At 40.2% G+C, this 23,145-nt stretch carries 19 protein-coding genes and 1 pseudogene; all 20 read left to right on the plus strand.

All coding sequences use genetic code 11. The annotated features are described in order from the left end of the window. Window position 1 precedes the first annotated feature (1 nt). On the plus strand, window positions 2-439 hold the full coding sequence (gene aprB, locus E4K68_RS16385; RefSeq protein ID WP_135380001.1) for an adenylyl-sulfate reductase subunit beta: 438 nt from the start codon (window positions 2-4) through the stop codon (window positions 437-439). A 44-nt stretch (window positions 440-483) separates the two neighbouring features. Further along, window positions 484-2,373, plus strand: coding sequence for an adenylyl-sulfate reductase subunit alpha (aprA, locus tag E4K68_RS16390; RefSeq protein WP_135380002.1), 1,890 nt, complete (start codon window positions 484-486; stop codon window positions 2,371-2,373). A gap of 242 nt (window positions 2,374-2,615) precedes the next feature. Then, window positions 2,616-2,960: a YlbF family regulator gene (locus tag E4K68_RS16395; protein WP_135380003.1), complete on the plus strand. Its 345-nt coding sequence runs from the start codon at window positions 2,616-2,618 to the stop codon at window positions 2,958-2,960. A 1,082-nt stretch (window positions 2,961-4,042) separates the two neighbouring features. Then, on the plus strand, window positions 4,043-4,480 hold the full coding sequence (gene aprB, locus E4K68_RS16400) for an adenylyl-sulfate reductase subunit beta (protein ID WP_135380001.1): 438 nt from the start codon (window positions 4,043-4,045) through the stop codon (window positions 4,478-4,480). A gap of 44 nt (window positions 4,481-4,524) precedes the next feature. Next, window positions 4,525-6,414: an adenylyl-sulfate reductase subunit alpha gene (gene aprA / locus E4K68_RS16405; protein ID WP_135380002.1), complete on the plus strand. Its 1,890-nt coding sequence runs from the start codon at window positions 4,525-4,527 to the stop codon at window positions 6,412-6,414. Between the two features lie 313 nt (window positions 6,415-6,727). Further along, a complete protein-coding gene (locus E4K68_RS16410) occupies window positions 6,728-8,542 on the plus strand; it encodes a SulP family inorganic anion transporter (RefSeq protein WP_135380004.1) in 1,815 nt (604 codons plus the stop codon). A gap of 234 nt (window positions 8,543-8,776) precedes the next feature. After that, on the plus strand, window positions 8,777-9,316 hold the full coding sequence (locus E4K68_RS16415; RefSeq protein ID WP_135380005.1) for a universal stress protein: 540 nt from the start codon (window positions 8,777-8,779) through the stop codon (window positions 9,314-9,316). A gap of 1,126 nt (window positions 9,317-10,442) precedes the next feature. Beyond that, the gene (locus E4K68_RS16420) at window positions 10,443-11,738 is read left to right on the plus strand and encodes a sulfite exporter TauE/SafE family protein (protein WP_135380027.1); all 1,296 of its coding nucleotides are present in this window, start codon (window positions 10,443-10,445) and stop codon (window positions 11,736-11,738) included. Beyond that, window positions 11,735-12,445 (plus strand): hypothetical protein, encoded by a 711-nt coding sequence (locus E4K68_RS16425; RefSeq protein ID WP_135380006.1) that lies wholly within the window; start codon window positions 11,735-11,737, stop codon window positions 12,443-12,445. Before E4K68_RS16420 ends, E4K68_RS16425 begins: the two co-directional genes overlap by 4 nt. Window positions 12,446-12,805: 360 nt before the next feature. Continuing rightward, window positions 12,806-13,288, plus strand: a complete 483-nt coding sequence (locus E4K68_RS16430) for a hypothetical protein (protein WP_135380007.1) — start codon at window positions 12,806-12,808, stop codon at window positions 13,286-13,288. Between the two features lie 247 nt (window positions 13,289-13,535). Next, entirely contained in the window at window positions 13,536-14,123 is a 588-nt protein-coding gene (locus tag E4K68_RS16435) for a hypothetical protein (protein ID WP_135380008.1), read from the plus strand. A gap of 91 nt (window positions 14,124-14,214) precedes the next feature. Then, on the plus strand, window positions 14,215-14,805 hold the full coding sequence (locus tag E4K68_RS16440; RefSeq protein ID WP_135380009.1) for a universal stress protein: 591 nt from the start codon (window positions 14,215-14,217) through the stop codon (window positions 14,803-14,805). 349 nt (window positions 14,806-15,154) lie between these two features. Continuing rightward, window positions 15,155-15,736 (plus strand): annotated as a pseudogene (locus E4K68_RS21670) (TerD family protein); the annotation flags it as partial. Between the two features lie 459 nt (window positions 15,737-16,195). Next, the gene (locus tag E4K68_RS21675; RefSeq protein WP_348982868.1) at window positions 16,196-16,576 is read left to right on the plus strand and encodes a TerB family tellurite resistance protein; all 381 of its coding nucleotides are present in this window, start codon (window positions 16,196-16,198) and stop codon (window positions 16,574-16,576) included. Between the two features lie 123 nt (window positions 16,577-16,699). Further along, window positions 16,700-16,861 (plus strand): hypothetical protein, encoded by a 162-nt coding sequence (locus tag E4K68_RS16450; RefSeq protein ID WP_199241803.1) that lies wholly within the window; start codon window positions 16,700-16,702, stop codon window positions 16,859-16,861. Between the two features lie 223 nt (window positions 16,862-17,084). Continuing rightward, window positions 17,085-18,032 (plus strand): multidrug resistance efflux transporter family protein, encoded by a 948-nt coding sequence (locus E4K68_RS16455; RefSeq protein ID WP_135380011.1) that lies wholly within the window; start codon window positions 17,085-17,087, stop codon window positions 18,030-18,032. Next, window positions 18,032-18,370 carry an arsenate reductase family protein gene (locus tag E4K68_RS16460; protein WP_135380012.1) on the plus strand — a complete coding sequence of 113 codons (339 nt, stop codon included), beginning with the start codon at window positions 18,032-18,034 and terminating at the stop codon, window positions 18,368-18,370. Before E4K68_RS16455 ends, E4K68_RS16460 begins: the two co-directional genes overlap by 1 nt. Window positions 18,371-18,535: 165 nt before the next feature. Then, a complete protein-coding gene (locus E4K68_RS16465) occupies window positions 18,536-20,995 on the plus strand; it encodes a YceG family protein (RefSeq protein ID WP_135380013.1) in 2,460 nt (819 codons plus the stop codon). Between the two features lie 190 nt (window positions 20,996-21,185). Continuing rightward, a complete protein-coding gene (locus E4K68_RS16470; RefSeq protein WP_135380014.1) occupies window positions 21,186-22,310 on the plus strand; it encodes a toxic anion resistance protein in 1,125 nt (374 codons plus the stop codon). A 313-nt stretch (window positions 22,311-22,623) separates the two neighbouring features. Further along, the gene (locus tag E4K68_RS16475; protein WP_135380028.1) at window positions 22,624-22,995 is read left to right on the plus strand and encodes a MarR family transcriptional regulator; all 372 of its coding nucleotides are present in this window, start codon (window positions 22,624-22,626) and stop codon (window positions 22,993-22,995) included. Window positions 22,996-23,145 lie beyond the last annotated feature (150 nt).

Below are 23,145 nucleotides of genomic sequence, written 5' to 3' on the forward strand. Positions count from 1 at the left end.
TATGCCAAGTTTTGTATATACAGACAAGTGTGATGGATGTAAAGGGCAAGACAAAACAGCGTGCATGTATGCATGCCCAAATGACCTGATGGCTCTAGACAAAGAGAAAATGAAGGCAGTCAACCTTGATCCTTGGGCTTGCTGGGAATGCCTGTGCTGTGTAAAAGCTTGCCCACAACAAGCAATGGACCTCAGAGGCTATGCAGACTTCGTACCGCTAGGTGCATCAGTAACCCCCCTACGTGGATCTGACAGCATCATGTGGACTGTAAAATTCCGTAATGGCATGACCAAACGATTTAAATTCCCAATTCGGACAACAGAAGAAGGAACTGCAGTACCGGACGGCAATTTCCCAACTGAAACAGGACTCGATAGCATCGAACTGTTCACAGAACCTGCTTCCATGCTTGGGCCAGTTTGGACGTTCAAAAAATAAGATCAAGATCGAATACTGGAAATGAATAGGGGAGGTAAAGATCAATGCCAATGAACTTTGAAACGATCGAAGTAACAACAGATCTTCTCATCATTGGAGGAGGCATGGGAGCCTGTGGCGCAGCTGTAGAAGCGGCTTACTGGGGCAAAAAACACGGAGTTAAAGTAACCCTAGTCGACAAAGCATCCCTACCACGCTCAGGAGCCGTTGGAATGGGCTTATCGGCTATCAATCAATATGTAGGGGTAGCCGAAGGTAAAAACACCGTTGAAGATTACATCAAATATGTAAAATATGATCTCATGGGGGTAGCCCGTGATGACTTAGTCGCAAACATCGCGCGACACGTTGACAGCTCAGTTCATCTCTTTGAAAAATGGGGTCTGCCAATTTGGAAAGATGAAGAAGGCAAGTATGTCCACGAAGGCCGTTGGCAATTGATGATCAACGGAGAATCCTACAAAGTCATCGTTGCTGAAGCAGCTAAGAATGCTTTAGGCGACGAAAACATCTATGAGCGTGTATTCATCACCGAACCGTTGATGAAAGATGGCAAATGCGTAGGAGCTGTCGGATTCAGTGTTCGTGAAAACAAATTCTATGTCTTCAAAGCAAAAGCTGTCATCTGTGCCTTGGGTGGAACCGTAGGAGTCTTCAAACCTAAATCCACAGGTGAAGGAATGGGACGTTCATGGTATCCTCCGTTCTCCACAGGATCTTCTTGCTATTTCACGCTCAAAGCTGGAGCAGAGATGACCTGTCAAGAAGTACGCTTTGTACCGATTCGTTTTAAAGACGCTTACGGCCCAGTAGGAGCATGGTTCCTACTCTTCAAATCTCGTGCAACCAATGCCATGGGAGAAAACTACATGGTAACGCGTGCCGATGAATTGAATAACTGGGGCAAATATGGCCAAGCTAAGCCACAACCCGCCAACATTCGTAACTGGCTGGGAATGATGGATATCAAAGAAGGAAAAGGACCTCTCTTCATGCGGACAGAAGAAGCTATTGCTAATCTGGCCAAACAATATGAAGGAGACGAGAAAGCCTTCAAGAAGAAAATGAAAACTCTGGAAAATGAAGCTTGGGAAGATTTCCTCGACATGACCATTTCGCAAGCATTACTGTGGGCAGCAACCAACGTTGAGCCTGAAGTAAAATCTTCGGAAATTTCCGCAACTGAGCCTTATTTCATCAGCTCTCACTCAGGAGCATCCGGTGCCTGGGTATCTGGTCCAGAAGATTTGTCAGGTGGAACAGAGTATTTCTGGGGTTATGCCAACATGACAACCGTTCCAGGACTGTTTGCTGCAGGGGACGCAACAGGAGCTTGTGCTCACAAGTTCTCGTCAGGAACACACGCTGAAGGCCGTATTGCTGCTAAAGCAGCTGTGAAGTACGTAGTAGACAATAACACCTTAACAGAAGTAGATGCTCAAGCAATTGCAGACATCAAAGAAAAAATTTACCAACCGTTGGCACTCTTTGAAGAGCATAAAAACTATACCACGGATGAGAACGTCAACCCGAACTACATCTTGCCAAAAATGTTCATGATGCGTCTCCAAAAGATCATGGACGAGTATGTAGGCGGAGCTGGATCAAACTTCGCGTTCAACGCGGCATCCTTAACACGGGCCTCAGAACTGCTCGAGTTCCTGAAAGAAGATCAGGAAAAACTGGCAGCAAAAGACCTGTATGAACTGCTAAGAGTATGGGAAAATAGACACAGACTCTGGCAAGCAGAAGCCCATGTACGCGCAGTATCGTTCCGTGAAGAAACCCGTTGGCCGGGATATTATTTCCGGACAGACTTCCCGAAACTGGATGAAGAGAACTGGCTTTGCTTCGTAAATATGAAGTGGGATCCTGCAAATGATCAATGGTCAGTCTTCAAACGTCCAATCTTGAATCTGTTTGGCATTGAGTAAGACTCATTAAGTCAGTGGTTAATGGGTAGATGATAATATAAGAGCCTATTTTCGATTGAAAGAGGGGATGGGTGCAAGTTCTCGTCTTGAACTGGAATTTGTATTCATCCCTCTATTTTGACATGGTATTAATGCTTGCAATTTAAAGCTTACAGACTAGGTTCTTCTTTAAGGTGTAGATGTAAAGAATGAAGATGATCTTCATAAATGTTATTGAATTGATTTAAGGAGGAATTGTAGATATGGATCAACTTGATGAGATTATGCAAAAGAGTACAGAACTCGGTAAATCGATTGCATTAACACCCATATATAAAGAATTCAAGAAGGCAGAGTATGATCTGCTTCATAATCCGGAAGCGCGCAAATTAGTTGAAGATCTGCAAAAATTACAACAGGACCACTATCGCAAGAGAATGTCAGGAATTGAATTGAGTAAAGAAGAACTTGATAAAATGAAAGAAATGGAAGAGACCTGTATTAGAGACAAACAAGTCTTTTTTTCTAATAATGCTAATACAAAATTCCAGGAGTTTATGGAACAGATCTCTGGAAAGATAAAAGATGGAATTAAGAGCGTTGAATAATATATGGGATAGAAGTTGCATTTAGATAAGTACCTACTGGGCCATAAGCGTTAGAAGTGGAACACTGAGAAAGGCGTTAACTAGATAATATATGATTTGAACACATAATTGTGTGAGGGTTGTTCGACGGTGCATTCTCCAGTGTACCACTGTTCTGACGGTTACTGCCAGCAAATTAATATTGAGAAAAAGGCATTTTATATACTAGCAAATTGGCTTTTAGTCACACTTGCTAGATATAAAATGCCTTTTAGATTTCTAGAAGGTTCTTCTAATTAAAAAAATTGATTAGTGCTAATGACTCATATAATTTCCTTTTATGAGATCGCACTTTTTTAGTTTTAATGTACAGTTTCGGCCTCTTAATTCGTAATTATTATGGCTGTTGTGGGGTGCTAGGAAATTTTTAAGAAGTGCAAAGAAGCTGGTTGCTTTTACAACGGGGGCTATCTATTCAACAAATAGTGTTTAATTTACAGATAAATAGAACACATTGTTGGATTAAAATTTTTTGATTAATGTACCTTAATGATATGGGGAGGGGGTTATCTAATATTATTAAGTTACAAAATTCGAATTTATATGACATAAAATGATGTGCAAGAAGTAATTCACTATATGAAATATTGATTATGGTAATATTGACTTAGTATAACGCTAGTGCTAATCTTAACTTACTAAAGATAATACTAGATTTCGGAATGGATACAGTAGTAAGAATGGATTAAGCATAGTTTTTGATGAAAAAATGACGTTTTTTAATGGAATACTAGTAAATTTAGTAGTTGGAGGGGGAATGCAGGAGAGAATTAACGTTGCAATTCCCAGTTTGTGGTATCGGGAAGTAATACTTCAAAACCATATTAGCTTCCGAACAAATATCAAGAGACAGGTGAATTTGTAAAAGAATTAGTGAAAAAAATCTCTTTTGAATGCCTTGATTGTTTTTGTGTCGAATATCTTAAGGGAGTTTCTGAGATTGTAATGGTTACTTAATCTCGAAGAAAAAGCCTAGCAATTTGGCATTTCAATTATGAAGAGTATTACTCTATTAAAATTTATAAACGATGGAGGTTAAACCTATGCCAAGTTTTGTATATACAGACAAGTGTGATGGATGTAAAGGGCAAGACAAAACAGCGTGCATGTATGCATGCCCAAATGACCTGATGGCTCTAGACAAAGAGAAAATGAAGGCAGTCAACCTTGATCCTTGGGCTTGCTGGGAATGCCTGTGCTGTGTAAAAGCTTGCCCACAACAAGCAATGGACCTCAGAGGCTATGCAGACTTCGTACCGCTAGGTGCATCAGTAACCCCCCTACGTGGATCTGACAGCATCATGTGGACTGTAAAATTCCGTAATGGCATGACCAAACGATTTAAATTCCCAATTCGGACAACAGAAGAAGGAACTGCAGTACCGGACGGCAATTTCCCAACTGAAACAGGACTCGATAGCATCGAACTGTTCACAGAACCTGCTTCCATGCTTGGGCCAGTTTGGACGTTCAAAAAATAAGATCAAGATCGAATACTGGAAATGAATAGGGGAGGTAAAGATCAATGCCAATGAACTTTGAAACGATCGAAGTAACAACAGATCTTCTCATCATTGGAGGAGGCATGGGAGCCTGTGGCGCAGCTGTAGAAGCGGCTTACTGGGGCAAAAAACACGGAGTTAAAGTAACCCTAGTCGACAAAGCATCCCTACCACGCTCAGGAGCCGTTGGAATGGGCTTATCGGCTATCAATCAATATGTAGGGGTAGCCGAAGGTAAAAACACCGTTGAAGATTACATCAAATATGTAAAATATGATCTCATGGGGGTAGCCCGTGATGACTTAGTCGCAAACATCGCGCGACACGTTGACAGCTCAGTTCATCTCTTTGAAAAATGGGGTCTGCCAATTTGGAAAGATGAAGAAGGCAAGTATGTCCACGAAGGCCGTTGGCAATTGATGATCAACGGAGAATCCTACAAAGTCATCGTTGCTGAAGCAGCTAAGAATGCTTTAGGCGACGAAAACATCTATGAGCGTGTATTCATCACCGAACCGTTGATGAAAGATGGCAAATGCGTAGGAGCTGTCGGATTCAGTGTTCGTGAAAACAAATTCTATGTCTTCAAAGCAAAAGCTGTCATCTGTGCCTTGGGTGGAACCGTAGGAGTCTTCAAACCTAAATCCACAGGTGAAGGAATGGGACGTTCATGGTATCCTCCGTTCTCCACAGGATCTTCTTGCTATTTCACGCTCAAAGCTGGAGCAGAGATGACCTGTCAAGAAGTACGCTTTGTACCGATTCGTTTTAAAGACGCTTACGGCCCAGTAGGAGCATGGTTCCTACTCTTCAAATCTCGTGCAACCAATGCCATGGGAGAAAACTACATGGTAACGCGTGCCGATGAATTGAATAACTGGGGCAAATATGGCCAAGCTAAGCCACAACCCGCCAACATTCGTAACTGGCTGGGAATGATGGATATCAAAGAAGGAAAAGGACCTCTCTTCATGCGGACAGAAGAAGCTATTGCTAATCTGGCCAAACAATATGAAGGAGACGAGAAAGCCTTCAAGAAGAAAATGAAAACTCTGGAAAATGAAGCTTGGGAAGATTTCCTCGACATGACCATTTCGCAAGCATTACTGTGGGCAGCAACCAACGTTGAGCCTGAAGTAAAATCTTCGGAAATTTCCGCAACTGAGCCTTATTTCATCAGCTCTCACTCAGGAGCATCCGGTGCCTGGGTATCTGGTCCAGAAGATTTGTCAGGTGGAACAGAGTATTTCTGGGGTTATGCCAACATGACAACCGTTCCAGGACTGTTTGCTGCAGGGGACGCAACAGGAGCTTGTGCTCACAAGTTCTCGTCAGGAACACACGCTGAAGGCCGTATTGCTGCTAAAGCAGCTGTGAAGTACGTAGTAGACAATAACACCTTAACAGAAGTAGATGCTCAAGCAATTGCAGACATCAAAGAAAAAATTTACCAACCGTTGGCACTCTTTGAAGAGCATAAAAACTATACCACGGATGAGAACGTCAACCCGAACTACATCTTGCCAAAAATGTTCATGATGCGTCTCCAAAAGATCATGGACGAGTATGTAGGCGGAGCTGGATCAAACTTCGCGTTCAACGCGGCATCCTTAACACGGGCCTCAGAACTGCTCGAGTTCCTGAAAGAAGATCAGGAAAAACTGGCAGCAAAAGACCTGTATGAACTGCTAAGAGTATGGGAAAATAGACACAGACTCTGGCAAGCAGAAGCCCATGTACGCGCAGTATCGTTCCGTGAAGAAACCCGTTGGCCGGGATATTATTTCCGGACAGACTTCCCGAAACTGGATGAAGAGAACTGGCTTTGCTTCGTAAATATGAAGTGGGATCCTGCAAATGATCAATGGTCAGTCTTCAAACGTCCAATCTTGAATCTGTTTGGCATTGAGTAAGACTTGTTTTAAGTCAGTCGCGAAGATTTTAATATTAGGGCTAATAATTATTAATCGTTAATGGACAAATCTGTATAAAGGCTACTCCTATTAACGATTGGGAGTGGAGATGGATAGGAATTATAGTTTGTCTACAATTTATATTCATCTCCCTTTTTTATAGTTTTCGGGGAGCAATCACGCTGTGTACACTAAGTCAAAATCAACTATTCTTGTCACAAAACTACGTCAGAAATTCTATTTTGTAACTCTGCAATTCCCAAAACTGGAAAGTCATTGAAGAATAATCATTCTTTTGAAGGGTGGGATTCGTTTGTCTATGGCAGTATTGAAATACATACCTTTAGTGGAAACAGTAAGAGATTATAAAAAGGAATATCTTAGCAAGGACCTAATCGCCGCTTTGACAGTGGCAGTCGTCGCAATACCTCAGTCTATGGCTTATGCCTTGATCGCAGGTGTTAACCCAGTTTATGGTCTTTATACGGCTATAGTCTCAACCATTATCGGTTCAGTGTTCGGAAGTTCTAAACATCTAATTGCTGGGCCGACTAATGCTATTGCTCTACTTGTTGCAGGCAGTATGCGGAACTATATGGGGCTTGATAATGCTTACCAGTTGCTTTTTCTTATGACATTTCTCGTCGGGGCCTTACAAATATTTTTCGGACTTATAAAACTGGGTAAAGTTATTAATTTTGTTTCTCATAGTGTAATTGTAGGCTTTACTGCAGGTGCAGGTGTGTTAATTGCACTTGGCCAACTGAGTACACTGTTGAGTATACCTATTAAAAATTCGGCTCAAATGCCAACTACTGCGAAATTCTATTACGTTATGACACATTTAAGCCAAACCAACATGTATGCATTAGGGCTTGGACTCATGACAATTGCACTTATGTTGATTTGTAAAAGAGTTAATAAAAACTTACCTGGCGCTCTAATAGGCATTGTTATTCCAATTATGTTTATCATTGGCTTCTCTTTGGAACAGAAGGGTGTTAAGCTCACTGGCAATATTCCTTCTTCTTTACCCCCCTTCAAGATGGTACAATTCAGCCTTGGTTCCATCAAAGATGTTATGAGTGGGGCTATAGCAATTTCCATCATAGGACTTGTGGAGGCGATATCTATTGCCAAATCTATTTCCAGTACTTCACGACAAAAGATTGATGCCAATCAGGAATTTGTCGGTCAGGGCCTTGCAAATTTGATTTCGTCCTTCTTTCAGTGTTTTCCAGGGTCTGGTTCCTTTACACGTTCTGCAATTAACTATCACAATGGTGCCGCGACTAGAATCGCCGGAATTTTGTCTGGCGTGGTAGTGGCGTTAGTTCTTCTCTTCTTTGCACCATTTGCAAAGTATATCCCGAATCCATGCCTTGCTGGTGTAATTTTGGTAACTGCATACAATTTGATTGACCAAAAAGAAATCAAGAAAGTTATAAAAGTAGGAAAGTTCAAATCTGATTCTATTGCAATGTGTGTTACTTGTATTTCAACAATTGTATTGCCTGACCTAGATCAAGCAATTTATTTAGGAATAGCATTATCCATCGTATTATATCTGAAAGATACCAATAAAGTTCCAATCAAACTTCTCGTCCCTTCACAAGGGAAAGATTCTCAGATTATCGAGACGGAAGTCGAAGTCGTTAAAGGTAAAGTAGATATCTTAATTATCCAATTGGAAGGAAGCCTTTATTTCGGATCTGCGGAAGACCTTTCGGAAAGACTTAATAGTTTGCTCGATAAATCCAAAGTATTCATTATTAGAATGAAACATGTTGCTACACTTGATATGACAGCACTTAATGCTTTGGAAATTTTTATTAAGACTGTTAAAGAATCTGGCGGGAGTGTTATTGTCTGTGGAGTTAGTTCGAATATTAATCCAATGTTTACAAATTCAAACTTAGACTCTCACCTCGGTATTGAGAACAAATTTATGCAATCTGAAAGCGAGATTTTTGCTGCTTCTTCTAGAGACCTTGAGCGAGCTAGAGCTGTTCTGAATTATGGTGTGGTTGATAACGTAGAGAAATCAATGGCAAGTAATCTACTTGAATCTGTTACAAATTTCAAAGGTGGCACTGATGGAGTAAACAAGAACGCTAGTTCACTCTAATCTTTAAAAGTTAGCTATTTTGTTTCTGCGAATTGTAGAGCCCTCGAGAGAAAAACTCTCTTTAGGGCTTTATTTTTTTAGTCAGAAAAAAGTCTATTTAGCTCTGAATGAGAAATACCAGAAGGTACGCAATAAATCCATGAATAATTTCAGAATTTTCTTATAGTATTAACCATGATCTCTTGAGATTATGTTATAATCGATTTAAGATATCATTGAAAGGGGTATTTTGACATGAATGAATTTAAGTTTAATGTACTTCTCTACTCTGATGGATCACAACAAGCGTTTTCTGCTGCCGTATACGCTGCAAACCTACTGGAAAATATGCCAAATATGCATTTAACCGTTGCCCAAATACATGAGGATTCTGTGGCAGAATATGCTTGGATAGATACTTGGCCGATAAGCCCTACCTCGGAATGGTTCAAACGCGCAATCGATGAATCTGATACTTCTACTCAAATCCAATACAATGAAATACTGAGTAAAACCACTGAAGTTTTTTCGGAGAGAGCTCTGGACATTAGTCACCATGTAATACATTCTAATTCGAGTATTGCAGATACAGTGGATGCACTACTGAATTATGCTACAAAAAATCCTTTTAAGTTAATAATTATGGGTACACGAGGACTTACAACTTTAAAGGGATTGATTTTCGGCTGTTTAGCACATAACGTACTTAACAACTCACCTATACCAGTGTTGTTAGTTAAGAAGCTGCCACAAGACTTTATTGATCGTTACTGCTCAAACATTAAGTCTAAATAATTAATAATAAGTTCAAGATGAAAAACGTACGCAAAAATGATTCCAATAATATTTAAGGTATTATTGGAATCATTTTATTCAAGGTTAGAGGGAGCAAAGCATCATTCGCTGTCTTGTTAGTAGTTTGATTGAACCTGGAGTACGTCTTATGATAGTGGATATTTTGATGAAGTTCATAACAGCTGTTTTAAAGAAATGATTTTAACATTAGGATTAATTTATGAGTTTTTATATCGAAGAATCCCTTGGTCAAAATGTTACGCGCAGAATTACCGATTGCCTTCACTCTTTTTGCATATGAAACAGAGGATTAGATTATTCCGTGTTGTGTTCTAAGGAGATCTACGAGGCAATTGCTTATAGATAAGACCTTGAAGATGAATAATGCAATGTATCGCGAGCTAGTGAGGGAGCCTGAACGAGAAGAGGTGTGGCAGTATATTATCGAGTGGTTAAATAGGCGAAGGGATTTGGAGATGATGCGTTAACTTGTTCATAAGATGAAAGTGAAGGGAGAGACAATTTTTAATTAATAACATTGGATTTTTAGTTTAAAAATAGTCATAAATATCCAGCCCCGAAGAGAAACAGGGATCTCTTCGGGGCTATTTTTAATAAATTTTATTAAATTGTACAACTATCTGATAGAAAATCCCAATTACAATCATAGGGTTTTCTGTAGTTCAAAAATTGCTTTGAGTTGTCTCCAAACTGTCAAACCTGATCCCTTAACCGTGACGTCTCCCACGTTGTGGCTAGATAAAAACCTTGCTAGAAAGACACATCTGCAGTCAATTATTTGAAAGGACATGTTAAGCGTAATGGGAAAAAACTCTCTGACAATGGACAATCGTATTGCCATTGAGGAAAACTAGCTGAACAATGTGAAGCCGCAGAACCCTCGAGAATACGACATAATATTTCAAAAATCCGGAGAATAGCGATAGGGAATATTGATTATCGAGATATTGATTTGCTATAGACACCTTCTTCAGTCGGTGATAATCTTTACTTGTGCAAAGCAACACATTGAGAGTAAGTCAGCGAACGTGAGAGGGTGAGGCCTAACGAATATTTAAAAGTTTTCCTAGAAAATTAAGATCAAAAAGAGGAGGGAAAAGTAATGATGAGAAATTTATTTGATTCTCTTATGCAAGCCTCTAGGGCACATGCTCGTTGGGAGATCGAAACTTCATTGAACATTTTAAAAAATCGAAAAAAATTATTAATACTGTTCGTAATGGCACTACCTCTTCTAATTCCAGCTATGGCCCATGCGGCATCAGTCCTTCCTGCTGTAATCGGTGGTAAATCAGCCTACGGTCCGTCCTTTTTTTCAGCTCAAACGTTTTATGGTTCAATAGCCGTGGGTGTAATAGCCGGTCTTATCACAGGCTGCATAGGAGCAGGTGGGGGTTTTGTTATCACCCCGGCACTGATGAGTTTGGGAGTTAAGGGGATCTTGGCAGTAGGTACCGACATGTTTCACATCTTTGCTAAGGCAATCATGGGTACAGTCCTCCATAAGAAAATGGGCAATGTCCATTACGGTTTGGCCTTGGCCTTCGTAATAGGCTCAGCCATTGGGGTCACAGGCGGTGGTCAGATAAATCGAGCGTTATTTAACTTCAATCCCGTCTTAAGTGATTTTGTAATTAGTGCGATATATGTAGTTCTATTAGGGTTCTTGGGATTTTTCGCACTAGGGGACTTTTTCAAAACCAGAAAAGGTGCTATAAAAGATAGTGGAGATGCTCATGGCGGCCCAGTCGGCATGACATCACTGGGAGTAAAACTACAATCCATTAACCTCGCTCCCATGATTGAGTTTGACCAGGATCTCGGAGGAAGAAAAATATCGGGTGTGTTTGTAGCAGTTAGCGGAGCTATAGCGGGTTTCTGTGCATCAATCCTGGGTGTGGGCGGCGGTTTCGTAACGTTCCCAATGTTTGTATACGGGTTGGGGATATCCACTGCAACCACTGTGGGAACCGATATATTCCAGATAATTTTCTCAGCTGGTTACGGATCAATATCCCAGTACGCCTTATACGGTTATGTATTCTATACTCTGGCAATGGGTTGTCTTCTCGGGTCGATTCTCGGCATTCAAATTGGTGCCATCACCACTATGGTGGTCCCAGGCAGGCAGATCAGAGCTTTCTATGCAATCGCAATTTTAGCTGGCTTTATCAACAGACTCTCTGCTCTACCTGAAAAATTAGGGTCAATGGGCTACATCACACTGGCCCCTGCCACTGGCGCATTGATTACCAATATTGGGGTATGGATATTCTTCGCGCTGGTTGCCTTCTTCGCCCTCTGGATTATCGGAACATTTGTGGTTAACTTACCAAAACTACGTGCCGAGTCTGACCCAACGTATGTTGAGAAGGTCACAAAAGGAGGTGTTTCTCAATGATTAGAAACACAAAAACCTTTGCTATCGGTCTTGTGATGCTGCTAAGCTTTGCACTATGTTATGTTGGTATGATGTCGCCTAACTTCGGTAACGGCAGGAATGGTTTGAATTATGCAGATGACATGTTCAATTCCTTCTCCAAAGGCTCTTCAAACTTCATCAAGGAGTCCACAAAAATTGCTGAATCTCAAAAAGGAATCAATATCAATCTTACCATTAAGGCTTCATCCGCCGCAGAAGCCGTGAAATGGGGTAAATTGTATTCTGTAGCCGGTGCTGCTGTAACAACTAAAGATTCATCACTGACCGTCAATGGAGATCTTGGCAAAATTCTAGGATCGGTCGTTTCTGATAGCGAATTTATGTATAACAATGACGGTAAATCGGTAGAAGCAAAATATGGTTACGATGCTCGAGAAGCCACGAATAATTGGAACAATTCTTTCAAAAAAATAGACTCGGCACTTAAGGCCAAGTCACAGTTTAAAGAGGAGGCAGCATTATCAAAAATTGTCCAAAAGGCTCTTGAACCAGGATACAATTATTACGGTGTAGAAATAAAGAAGGTAAGTGAAAATAAAGCTAGTCTCGCATTCCTGCTCTGTTTCTACCTCCTATACACCGTGTGGTACGGCTTCGGACTCTACTATTTCTTTGATGGATTGGGTATTACGGTAAGCAAACCCAAGAAGAAAGTAGAGGTGTAAACTAACCTTAACTGACAAATGGTTCTGTACTACTAGGTTCGATAAGCATGAGAGATCTTCCAGCAGGCAACCTATGAATCGACCTATTGCATCAACTAGCGCACACTAGTTGGATACAGAAGGAGTTCAATCTAGGTATCCCTAATCAGACCTCCAAGCAATTGCAGGATGCCGTAAATTGTTGATCAATATGCTTTATTGGGAACCAAATAACTCAAAGAGCAACGTCTAACCTTCTGCTAGGGGATTATCTCTAGCAGAAGGTTGGGTACATAAAACTGGTCCAGGTACTTTAGGACCGTACATACGCTCTTGAATAAGAGCCTATGTCAAGAGATATTTAGAGAGGAGGACTTTACAATGAGTGAAGAAGTTGCAGTTGATTGTGGGGTAAGGTACACTAGGGGCAATTTCTTAAATGTTGTACCAGTACCGCCGTTCCATCTTGAGGGTGCAAGGAATTATAAGTTTGAACTGTATAATAATAGGGCTAAGTCCAAACGTCCTGTTGCGACGCTAACTACTAGCGTTGGCACAGTTCTTCGATCTGGCGTGGTTAAACGATCGTTTATTGGTACCTTAGAGATTAGACCAGATGTGCCATTTAGTCAATTGGAATTAAATGACTTACCAACGGATATTGCTACACTAATGTTTAGGGAGTTAGGGGGGAACCCTGCTGAAGAAGAATTTATAGTTATAATTCGTCTAGGGCAACTAGGATTAGAGGGGCCGCATGTAGAAGAGGTAAATAATATTTCTGAATCGTGGATGGGTGGAGAAATAAACTTCAAGCATTATTCAATTTTCACCGGCCGGTCTGTCATCATACCTTCTGGATAAAGCGTGGCTCCGAGGATAATTTGCTTAACATGACACGATGCGAATAACTTCTAGAGTATTTATATTATGTTGATTATAACTTTTTTCATTCTAAGTGTCAATCAAATCTAGTAGTGAAACATTGCTTCTGGACAGACGAAATGCGCGTATTTTAATGATATCACGTGCTAGAGAAATGTTGAATTTAGAGGGTGAAAATTACTTTACCTGAAATAAAGACTCACTCTAATTATGAGAGGATTGTGAGATGATGAAAAGAGAGTCGGGAGAAAAAAGTTATCCAATTTGGCTATTGTTTAGTCCAAAACATCCTATTCGTCACGATAATTGGACGCCAGTGTTGTCTGAGATACAAGACAGAGTGTATAGAGAAATGCAGACTAGAATCGATACCTCAAATATATATTTTCGAAATGCAGTTGTAGACAGTCGATTGGTTCCTAACACACTAAATTGGTGGGGGCCTGAAGTTGCTGCAGAAATTGACTCATTCAGAAAAATTGTTTACGAATATAAACCGAAGATTCTCTTTTCTTTAGGCGCTTTTGCTTTTGAATTTGTTAGGCGTGTCTTTGAGATAAAACCAGAAAAGGGGCCAAAGGCTTGGAGTACTATTAATTTAGGCGATGAATTTGGAAGATCGATTGAGAACTTCGATATTAATAAAACGAATACAATTCCCTTACTTCACAGAGTGAGTGCGAGTGATAACTTCATAGAAACTCATAACTATTTCTGTCAGAAAGACGGCGAGAACTATTATCATTACGTAGGGACTAAATTAGCCGAAAAGATTATCGAGAACAAGGATTATCTTGATATATGGATCAAATAAACTATAATAGAATCAAGAATCTCAGAGGGCCCTTTTTTTTGGGAAAAACCATGTTATAATTGATCCAAAAGGTTAAAAGGTGGGATTTGACATGGTTGATTCCAATATGTTAAAGGTGCTTCTTTATTCTGATGGTACTCAACATTCTTTTTCAGCAGCCGTTTACGCAGCTAATCTGTTTTACAAAATACCCAATATGCATTTAACGGTCCTGCATGTGCAAGAAAAAATTGATGGTTCTGTGAAGGAAGATTCTGACCTACCGGAGACTTGGTCGGCTAACCCTAACTTGGACTGGGTTAAACATTTGATGGATGAAGCTGATTCGGACAAAAGAAGGCAGTACTCTGAGATATTTGCCAAAACTCAAGAAATTTTTACTGAGAGAGGGCAAGCAGTTAATCAACAAGTGATATTTTCAGCTTCTGCGGGTATTCCCGATACAGCAAAAGCAATTCTTGGTTATGCGGAACGAAACGAATTCGAGTTAATTATTATGGGGACGCGCGGACTAACAAGTTTGAAAGGTCTGATCCATGGCAGTTTGGCACATAGCGTGCTTAACAAGTCGAGGAATATACCGGTATTATTGATTAAAAAACTCTCACAAGATTTTGTCGATCGTTATTGTTCTGCCGCTGATGCGGAAGGCCATTGCTATTTACCCAAAATTTCGGAGTAATTATATCTGTTGAGAAAATCCGTATAATTGAATTTTAAATAATAATTAGTCCAGGAGAGCAAACCTATCTCTTCTGGACTTTTCTGCATTTGAGATTTGAAATTTCCATACATAAATTTGTAATTAATACGGAATTCTTGTCGAGCGTTTCAATCGGTTATATGTTTGCTTGTACTTGTTAGATTATGATAAACTGCGCTAGTAAGTGGAATTTACATGCGTACCCATTCTTAAATTTGATCAAAATAGAACTATAACGATAACCATGAAGGCCGTGATATCAATTGGCGAGCGAGATGTACCCTTGCAGGTTGCAGGGACTAAATTATGGAATAAGAAAGGTGGATGGATAATGGCAGTAAGACTTAGCAAGGGGCAAAAAGTTGATCTCACAAAAAGCAACCCCAACTTGAAAGAGATTATAGTAGGGTTGGGCTGGTCTTCTAACCCATCGGCAAGTAGTTATAACTTCGATTTGGACGCTTCAGCCTTTTTGATAGGATCTAATGGTAAAGTGAAAGATGAAAGTGATTTTGTCTTCTATAATAACCCTTCCGGTGGTCAGGGTTCGGTGAAGCATAGTGGGGATAATAAGAAGGGTTCAGGCGAGGGCGATGACGAGCGAATTCGAATTAATTTGTCCGCTGTGCCAGCATATATCGAGAGAATTGCTTTTACTATTACGATTAATGATGCTCAAATGAAACGACAAAGTTTCGGAGATATCAAAAACTCTTATGTGCGAATTCTTAATTCCACCACAAATGAGTTACTTCTTAATTATGAACTCGGGCAAGAATTTTCTATCGAAACCGCTGTTGTTGCCGCAGAGATTTATCGAAATGCAGGAGAATGGAAATTCAACGCGATTGCGAGTGGGTTCCAGGGTGGCCTGGCAGCGCTTTGTCATAATTTTGGATTAGAGGTTGAAGAAGACCAACCTTCTGGGGGTACAAACAGCTATAGTAATTCAGGTAATGGAAATACCAGGGACGATGACTTTAGAAATTTCAGTCCCAGCAGCACGGGGGTGCCGTATGGTGGTGACCAAAGGTTACAAAGTAGCACTCCGTCCTATGGATATTCTAGTTCGCAATCATACGGTCAAGCTCAGTTCGGGGGGCATTCTCCTGATCAAGCAGGGATGGTTTGTCCGCGTTGTCATTCGTCCCAGGTAACAGCTGGCAAGAAAGGATTCGGTCTGGGCAAGGCCTTAATGGGTGGAGTTTTGTTGGGCCCAGTGGGAATATTGGCTGGATTTATAGGAAGTAAAAACATAGAGTTTGCCTGCTTGAGCTGTAAGGAGCGCTGGAACGCTACTAGCAATACAAATACTGCTCAATGGCTACAGAAACAAACCGAAAGCGCCCGTAATGTCGTCCATAAATATATGGGGAAAGATCTCACCGAAGCCCTGGTTGCGGGCAGTGCATTGGTAGCATTGGCAGACGGAATTATTGAGCCTTCTGAAAGAGAGAAGCTTATAGAATATTTTCGTACTAGTCAAGAAATGCGAGGGATCAATATCAATGAAGTAGATGCTCGTTTTAATTATTTTGTCCAGCGAATTCAAAGTGACCGTATGCTAGGCAAAGCGGAAGCTTTGCGAGCAGTAGGCAAGTTAGCCAGCAAACCAGAAGCAGCCCGATTGATGGTTCGATTGTGCAGTGCAATTGGCTTTGCAGATGGAGAATTTGCACCAGTTGAAAAGCAAGTCGTAGAAGAGATCTGCCGTGAGGTCCACTTAGACCCAAGGGAATTTATTTTTTAAACTTGATGAAATTCATGGATGATACGGGGCTGAACCAACGAAGTTCGGTCCTTTTTTCAGAGATCAGAAATAATTTGTAATTATCAGGTGGTACGACGACTTAGGTGGGAGGAATATGTAAAAATGGCTAGTAGAATGAGAGGAACTTTGATGGAAGCTCTGGACATTGAATTTGTGGAGCTGGGTCCGGAAAAGGTTGTGGCTACTATGCCTGTCAATGAGGCGACAAGGCAACCCGCAGGAATGTTACACGGGGGGCTTCGGTGGCATTGGTTGAAACGGTAGCGAGTGCAGGGACCCGATACTTAATAGATCGGGAAAATCAAATTGCGGTTGGTGTGCCACTCCACAAAGGTCGCACTACGATGGTTTAGGATATTAAAATTATGGACGAAGATGGCAAGTTGATTTGCGTTTCTAGATGGCGATAGTCCCTCGGAGTCAATAATTGGGTAAGAATATCGTTAAAAAGATAACAATAAGTCTAACCTAAGGAGCAGAGAATAATTTGAAAGCGATCGCACTGGGTATTTTAGCATCTTTCTTTTTTGCATCGACCTTTGTCCTAAATAGGGCAATGAATCTCTCGGGTGGCAGTTGGATCTGGAGCGCGGTTCTACGTTATGCTTTTACAGTGCCGCCCTTACTTTTAATTGTTATTGTTCGAGGGAATTTTAAACCGCTCCTCATCGATCTAAGAAAAAGACCCTGGGTGTGGCTGGGGTGGAGTACAGTTGGTTTCGGTCTATTTTATGCTCCATTATGCTTTGCAGCGGCTTATGGCCCCGCTTGGTTAGTGGCGAGCATGTGGCAGATTACGATCGTTGCAGGTTCTTTACTTGCCCCGTTTTTTTACCGTGTAGTTCAAACTGAAAATGGACCCCATAGGGTTAGGGGTAGAATACCGCTCAAAGGGTTATGGATTTCCCTTTTTATTCTTGCAGGTGTGGCAGTTATCCAATCACAACAAGTTCAGCAATTGACTTTCAAAGAAATGCTACTTGGGGTGATACCTGTTGTGGTAGCGGCTTTTGCATATCCCTTAGGGAATCGAAAGATGATGGCAGCTTGTAGAAATGAATTCGATACCTATCAGCGAGTCCTTGGCATGACCTTGGCGAGCCTTCCATTTTGGCTTATTATAGGGATGTATGGGTTAACAACGATTGGGGTTCCCAGCTCGTTACAAGTTAAACAGTCTATTATCGTTGCGCTTTTCTCTGGTGTAATAGCAACCGTCCTATTTTTTGCGGCGACGGATCGCACGAAAGGGGAGCTTCATCAACTCGCCGCCGTCGAAGCGACCCAGTCAGGAGAAATTATTTTCGCTGTCTTTGGAGAAGTTCTCATTTTAAAGGGTAATTACCCGACAATCTGGTCCTTGATTGGCATGACACTCGTGATACTGGGGATGACGTTGCATAGTTTCGTTTCACAGAAGGAGAAGACAATCTGATGACTTTACAAATCTTTGGAGTTAAAAAGTGTTTTGATTCAAAAAAGGCTGAACGTTACTTTAAAGAAAGAAAGATTAAATACCAATTTGTAGATTTAACGATCAAAGGATTAAGTAAAGGGGAGTTGCAAAGCGTTATATCGGCCATTGGGTTGAAGAATCTCATAAATTGCGAGGCTAAGGATTTTAAAAGGTTAAATATGGACCGCATTATTTCAACGACTGGTAAAGAAGAAATGCTTTTAAATAACTCTAGTCTTTATAAAACACCCATAGTCCGCAATGGCAGACTTGCCACAGTGGGGTATGAACCTGATGTTTGGGCATCGTGGGAATAATAAGGTAGTTTAACAGTTCCTTGAACGGAAATAATAGATGAGGTAAGAATTAAAGAAAGACTAAGAATTGAGAATTGATAGCCAGATGAGATTTCATAGGTGACAATGGTTATGGTGCAAGGTGCAAAGGGATGAATGTCGCTTTGGCTTGAGGAGTGAGATGGCATGGGAACAAGCAGAGATAGGGATAATAGCAATAATAAACCAATCTTGAAACAAACCGATACTATTTTTAGAGACATACTGTCTCCTCTGGTCGAACGAGGTGTTAGTTCTGATGTTTATTTCTACAGAATCATTGGGTGTGATGATGAGAAAAATTACCTAGCAGAGATCGTTAACTTAGATGAAAACCTACGATCCCTAGGGAAGTACATTCGTTTTGATCAAAGAATCCCCTTAACAAACGATATATTATTGATTGAGCAAGTCAGGAAATTATTTGAGCAAGTTCCCCTTAAAGATTTCAGCAATGGTGCCGTATTGAATTTATTAGAGACAAAGGGTTATTTATCACTAACTTCGGAACCGCAGGACCATCTAAACGTCAAGGATGCTTTTGGCATTATGCTTAATCTTTACATGATAAATGATCAACCTGTTAATGTGAGTATCGTTATTAACTTCGTCACTAAAGTGTTATTGTGGTTCGTGGATTATCGGAAACAACTCAGTAAAAAATCCCTGCATAATCCTAAGATGATTTATTGGGGAAGTCCTAAAACACACGAGATCTATTTCCTTATATTAATGTCACTCATAGGGTGCGATATTTTGGTGTTAAATACCTCGTTCAATGATCGGTTTGAAAATGTGGACAAGCAAAATGAATTTTCCTCATTAATCTTAAAAGCTAAGGAACGACCCATTAGTGCTTTTCCTACGAAACAATTCGAAGAAGTAATGCAGATTAGTACAAATTTAATTCCTGAAACAGACCAGAAAACTGATCGAGATCTGCTGATAAAGCAAAATGCTCTCGTGTTAAACGATCCTATTATCGTGGTAAAACTAAAGAAATCAGAAAATCCTTTTGAGGACGTCTTAATTCCCTTGAACAAACGAAGTGGGTATATAGGTGATCCCTTTCCCATTATCTCAGCATATTTTGTGCGTTATATTGGAGTTCCAAGTTCCTCGGATGATTGGGAGGCGGAATACTCCAACAGTCTATATAACCTCGACAAAGCGTTACATAGTTCGGGCACCTATCTAAAGTTTCTGGATGGCATTCCAGCCCCTAGTGCAGCAGAAAATGCTTTGATACCACCTAGACTCATAGGTTATCCCTTTAAAGATCAGTGGGGAATTTTGGAGCAAATTCTTCGGGCCAACGTACTTCCTCGAACGGATGAAGTGCTTTTGGACAACACTATCAGAAAAACGTTTGTGGACAGTGTTAATCTCTTCGCAGAGAAGAGTAATAATATTAATACATCCATCATTTTGAATTTTTCCCTCAAGTTGGTCGCTTGGTTAAATAGATACTTGCATAAACTTTTTGTTCAAAGTAGTCGTAACAAAGCGCCTAAAATACTTTTCTATGGCACAATCAAGCCTCATGAAATTTATTTATTGGATCTTTTTCATAAGATAGGTTGCGATGTTCTTTTTGTTAACTCCGATGTAGAGGGTGATAAACCGTTCCAACGTTTCGACCAGGACCAGACACTCACCTCTCTTATTAGAAACAACCATAATTTACCCTTAGCTCCTTTTCCAGTGGGAGAACGATTGATACGCAAAGCCACAATAGCCTACAATGCATCAAAAGAAATTGAGGAAGTGATCTACAGCGAAGAGGTGGGTCTCTTTAAACCTTGGCAGTTTGAGAGCTACTCGACTCAACCTATTACTTTGAAAACTACGTATGACGAGCTTAAACTACTCTGGCGAGAACCTTCTAAACTTCGCCCTGAGTTTAAAATCCGGAATAAGAAGGTTTATATACCCAATTTATTCGCCAAGATCAACGGAGTGAGTGAGAATCTTGAGGCATATTGGCAAGATCTTAAAACGCTTTCATCCGCGCCGAATACTCGTCTGATTGAGGATGTTCCATTTACTAAAATTAGCTACACTAAGCAGGAGCTTTATCAGGCTGACTATTTGCTCGATGAACAGGGTTTCTTTGATGAAGCTAAAGTGAGAAAGAGTCGGTATTATCGATTTGGTTATCTAAAAACAGAGTTACAACATTTCCTAATCGTTAAGATTAACGAACTCCTATACTCTGGAATGTTTTTAATTAACGTAGACGAGAAGTTGAAGCTAAGAATCCTCATGACGATTTTAACTATGGAGGATTCTCTGATTAAGCTGATTGAGGTCTTTGATTATCCACAACAGGTTCCTAAAGTAATCGTCTACGACAATAAAAAAGAAACGTTCAGTTTAGAAGATGGGATCTTACTTGCCTATTTTAATCTGATTGGTATCGATGTCGTGATCTTTACTCCCACGAATTATCTGACCATCGAACAACATATTAGGCCCCAGCTTTTTGATGTACATCAGCTTTCTTTGGTAAAATATGATTTAGCGTTTCCTTCATTAAACACTATATTAGAGGCCTCAGCTCATAAACCAGGACTTTTATCGCGGTTTTTTAAGCTTCGCGGATAAATTAATAAACACGTTTTATGATGTGGTATAGTTTATGTTCAGAGTACTGAAAGTTAAATTTGACATTTTGGAAGTTGTTGAAGCCAAATTCTTGAGCAACAGCAGCTAACGAATGTTTCTGTTGACAAAAGAAAAAGTGAATTCGTACCGTAAGATAATAAAAAATCTTAGTAAAAAGAGGAGAATGGAAATGGAAATTCAAGGTTTTACTACCATATTAGCTGAAGACAAGAGTTTAGTACCAGCCCCTATACCAGAGTTTGATTTAGAAAAGAAGAAAAATGAAGTCATGGTCAAAGTCCAAGAAAGCCCTGAGGTTCGCAGTATTGTTCGGCAGATCAATCTCGAAGATGTAAGTTCTATCATGACGTTTGGAAAGAATACGGCAGAGGAGGTTTCGCGTTTTTCAGATGCCATCCTTCACTCTATGCAGTCGACAAAGGTCGAGGATTCGGGAGAACTTTTAATTCAGCTCAATAAAATCATGGACAAGTTTGATATCAAGGATTTTGAGGAAAAACAGCCGGGCTTTATAGGAAAGATTTTCAGTAAAGCTAAGAATTCCGTCGAAGCTCTTTTTCAAAAATACAACACAATGGGTGATGAAGTCGATAAAGTATTTGTCACGCTTAAAAAGTATGAAGCAGAAATTAATATTGCCAATAAGCATTTGGAAGATATGTTTATCAAAAACACAGAATACTACGAGCAATTGGGACAGTATATCTATGCAGGTCAGGTGGTTCTAGCAGAACTTAAGAACAATGTCATTCCTGCGGCACAAGCCAAAGCTAACCAGACTGCGAACAGACTAGACCAGATGAATGTCAACAACCTAGTGCAGGTGCAAGACATTATGGAACAAAGAATTTATGATTTACAACTTGCCGAAAATGTCGCTGTCCAAAGTATGCCGACTATTAAGTCGATCGAATACGGTAATTACAATTTGGTTCGAAAGATTAATTCCGCGTTTGTGATTACGATGCCGATCTTCAAACAATGCTTAGTACAGGCAATTATGCTGAAGCGTCAATCGGTTCAAGCGAAAGCCATGAGTGCCTTAGATGAGAAGACCAATGAGCTGTTACTACGAAATGCCGAAAACACAGCCCTCCAGTCAAAAATGGTGGCTAAGCTTGCTGCAGGAAGCTCTGTAAGTATTGAGACCCTGGAAAAATCTTGGCAGACAATTGTCAAAGGAATTGAGGAAACGAAAGCTATCCAAGAGGAGATGAGACAAAAACGTCTGGACGGAACCAAGAGGTTAGAGGTTCTCAAACAAGATTTTGTTAGTCGTGGGATAGTAAGATAGATTTAAGTGAGATTGGGAACGGGTAGGATTTAGACATCGTGCCCGTTTTTTTGCCCCATTCAAAGGTCAGGTTCTTGAAGTGGGTAGAAGTAATCGAGTGAAGAGTACTAAAGATATTCTGAAAATTTATAAAATTAAACCAAACAACATGTTGCTATTAGAATCTAATTGCGTTATACTTTAGGCATAATCATTGGTATACAATTAATTTTAATACAAACAAATTTATTTGAGGTGCAATAATTACGTGATAAATAATGACAGTACCAGTAGTAGGCCGTCTAAGTATGTCTGTTATAAACTCAGTCGAGTGATGAGAAAGGTCAATCGGTATTATGAAAGCAAACTTTCTAAGTACGGAATTACTCCGTCACAATTCTACGTAATGAGCGTGATGTGGGAAAAAGATGGAGTAAAGTTCAAGGATCTCGCCAAGAGTTTAGAGATGGATGGGTCCACCCTAACCTCGATCCTTGATCGGATGGAGCGACAGGATTTGGTAGAGAGAAGGAACGACCCAGAAGACAGGCGCTCGCTTTTAGTCTTTTTAAAAGAAAAGACTAAACAAAATATTGCGGAAATAACTTGTCTAGCAGAAAAGCTTGATCAAGAAATCAAAGAGCGGTTTTCGGAAGAAGAATTCGCTACGTTTGAAAGGGTCCTCGAAAAGCTTTTCCAAGACTAATGGGGACAAACACTAACAATGATGATAACAGAAGCTAAAGTAAACAAAACTGAAAATTTTTTTCAAATAAATAATTGAATATTCAAATTAAATTATTTATTTGAAATCCCATTTCTTAAGAAGAATGTCATCATTTATTGTGTAAAGGAG

It is taken from the genome of Desulfosporosinus sp. Sb-LF, assembly GCF_004766055.1.
In the GTDB taxonomy this organism is placed as follows: domain Bacteria; phylum Bacillota; class Desulfitobacteriia; order Desulfitobacteriales; family Desulfitobacteriaceae; genus Desulfosporosinus.

What these genes read in the sequence shown, in the direction of transcription:
- E4K68_RS16450 (WP_199241803.1), top strand. Translation starts at nt 16,700, where the DNA reads ATGGCTAGTAGAATGAGAGGAACTTTGATGGAAGCTCTGGACATTGAA.
- E4K68_RS16420 (WP_135380027.1), top strand. Translation starts at nt 10,443, where the DNA reads ATGAGAAATTTATTTGATTCTCTTATGCAAGCCTCTAGGGCACATGCT.
- E4K68_RS16435 (WP_135380008.1), top strand. Translation starts at nt 13,536, where the DNA reads ATGATGAAAAGAGAGTCGGGAGAAAAAAGTTATCCAATTTGGCTATTG.
- E4K68_RS16460 (WP_135380012.1), top strand. Translation starts at nt 18,032, where the DNA reads ATGACTTTACAAATCTTTGGAGTTAAAAAGTGTTTTGATTCAAAAAAG.
- aprB (WP_135380001.1), top strand. Translation starts at nt 2, where the DNA reads ATGCCAAGTTTTGTATATACAGACAAGTGTGATGGATGTAAAGGGCAA.
- E4K68_RS16465 (WP_135380013.1), top strand. Translation starts at nt 18,536, where the DNA reads ATGGGAACAAGCAGAGATAGGGATAATAGCAATAATAAACCAATCTTG.
- E4K68_RS16395 (WP_135380003.1), top strand. Translation starts at nt 2,616, where the DNA reads ATGGATCAACTTGATGAGATTATGCAAAAGAGTACAGAACTCGGTAAA.
- aprB (WP_135380001.1), top strand. Translation starts at nt 4,043, where the DNA reads ATGCCAAGTTTTGTATATACAGACAAGTGTGATGGATGTAAAGGGCAA.
- E4K68_RS16425 (WP_135380006.1), top strand. Translation starts at nt 11,735, where the DNA reads ATGATTAGAAACACAAAAACCTTTGCTATCGGTCTTGTGATGCTGCTA.
- E4K68_RS21675 (WP_348982868.1), top strand. Translation starts at nt 16,196, where the DNA reads ATGGGGAAAGATCTCACCGAAGCCCTGGTTGCGGGCAGTGCATTGGTA.
- E4K68_RS16440 (WP_135380009.1), top strand. Translation starts at nt 14,215, where the DNA reads ATGGTTGATTCCAATATGTTAAAGGTGCTTCTTTATTCTGATGGTACT.
- aprA (WP_135380002.1), top strand. Translation starts at nt 4,525, where the DNA reads ATGCCAATGAACTTTGAAACGATCGAAGTAACAACAGATCTTCTCATC.
- E4K68_RS16415 (WP_135380005.1), top strand. Translation starts at nt 8,777, where the DNA reads ATGAATGAATTTAAGTTTAATGTACTTCTCTACTCTGATGGATCACAA.
- aprA (WP_135380002.1), top strand. Translation starts at nt 484, where the DNA reads ATGCCAATGAACTTTGAAACGATCGAAGTAACAACAGATCTTCTCATC.
- E4K68_RS16430 (WP_135380007.1), top strand. Translation starts at nt 12,806, where the DNA reads ATGAGTGAAGAAGTTGCAGTTGATTGTGGGGTAAGGTACACTAGGGGC.
- E4K68_RS16475 (WP_135380028.1), top strand. Translation starts at nt 22,624, where the DNA reads ATGAGAAAGGTCAATCGGTATTATGAAAGCAAACTTTCTAAGTACGGA.
- E4K68_RS16470 (WP_135380014.1), top strand. Translation starts at nt 21,186, where the DNA reads ATGGAAATTCAAGGTTTTACTACCATATTAGCTGAAGACAAGAGTTTA.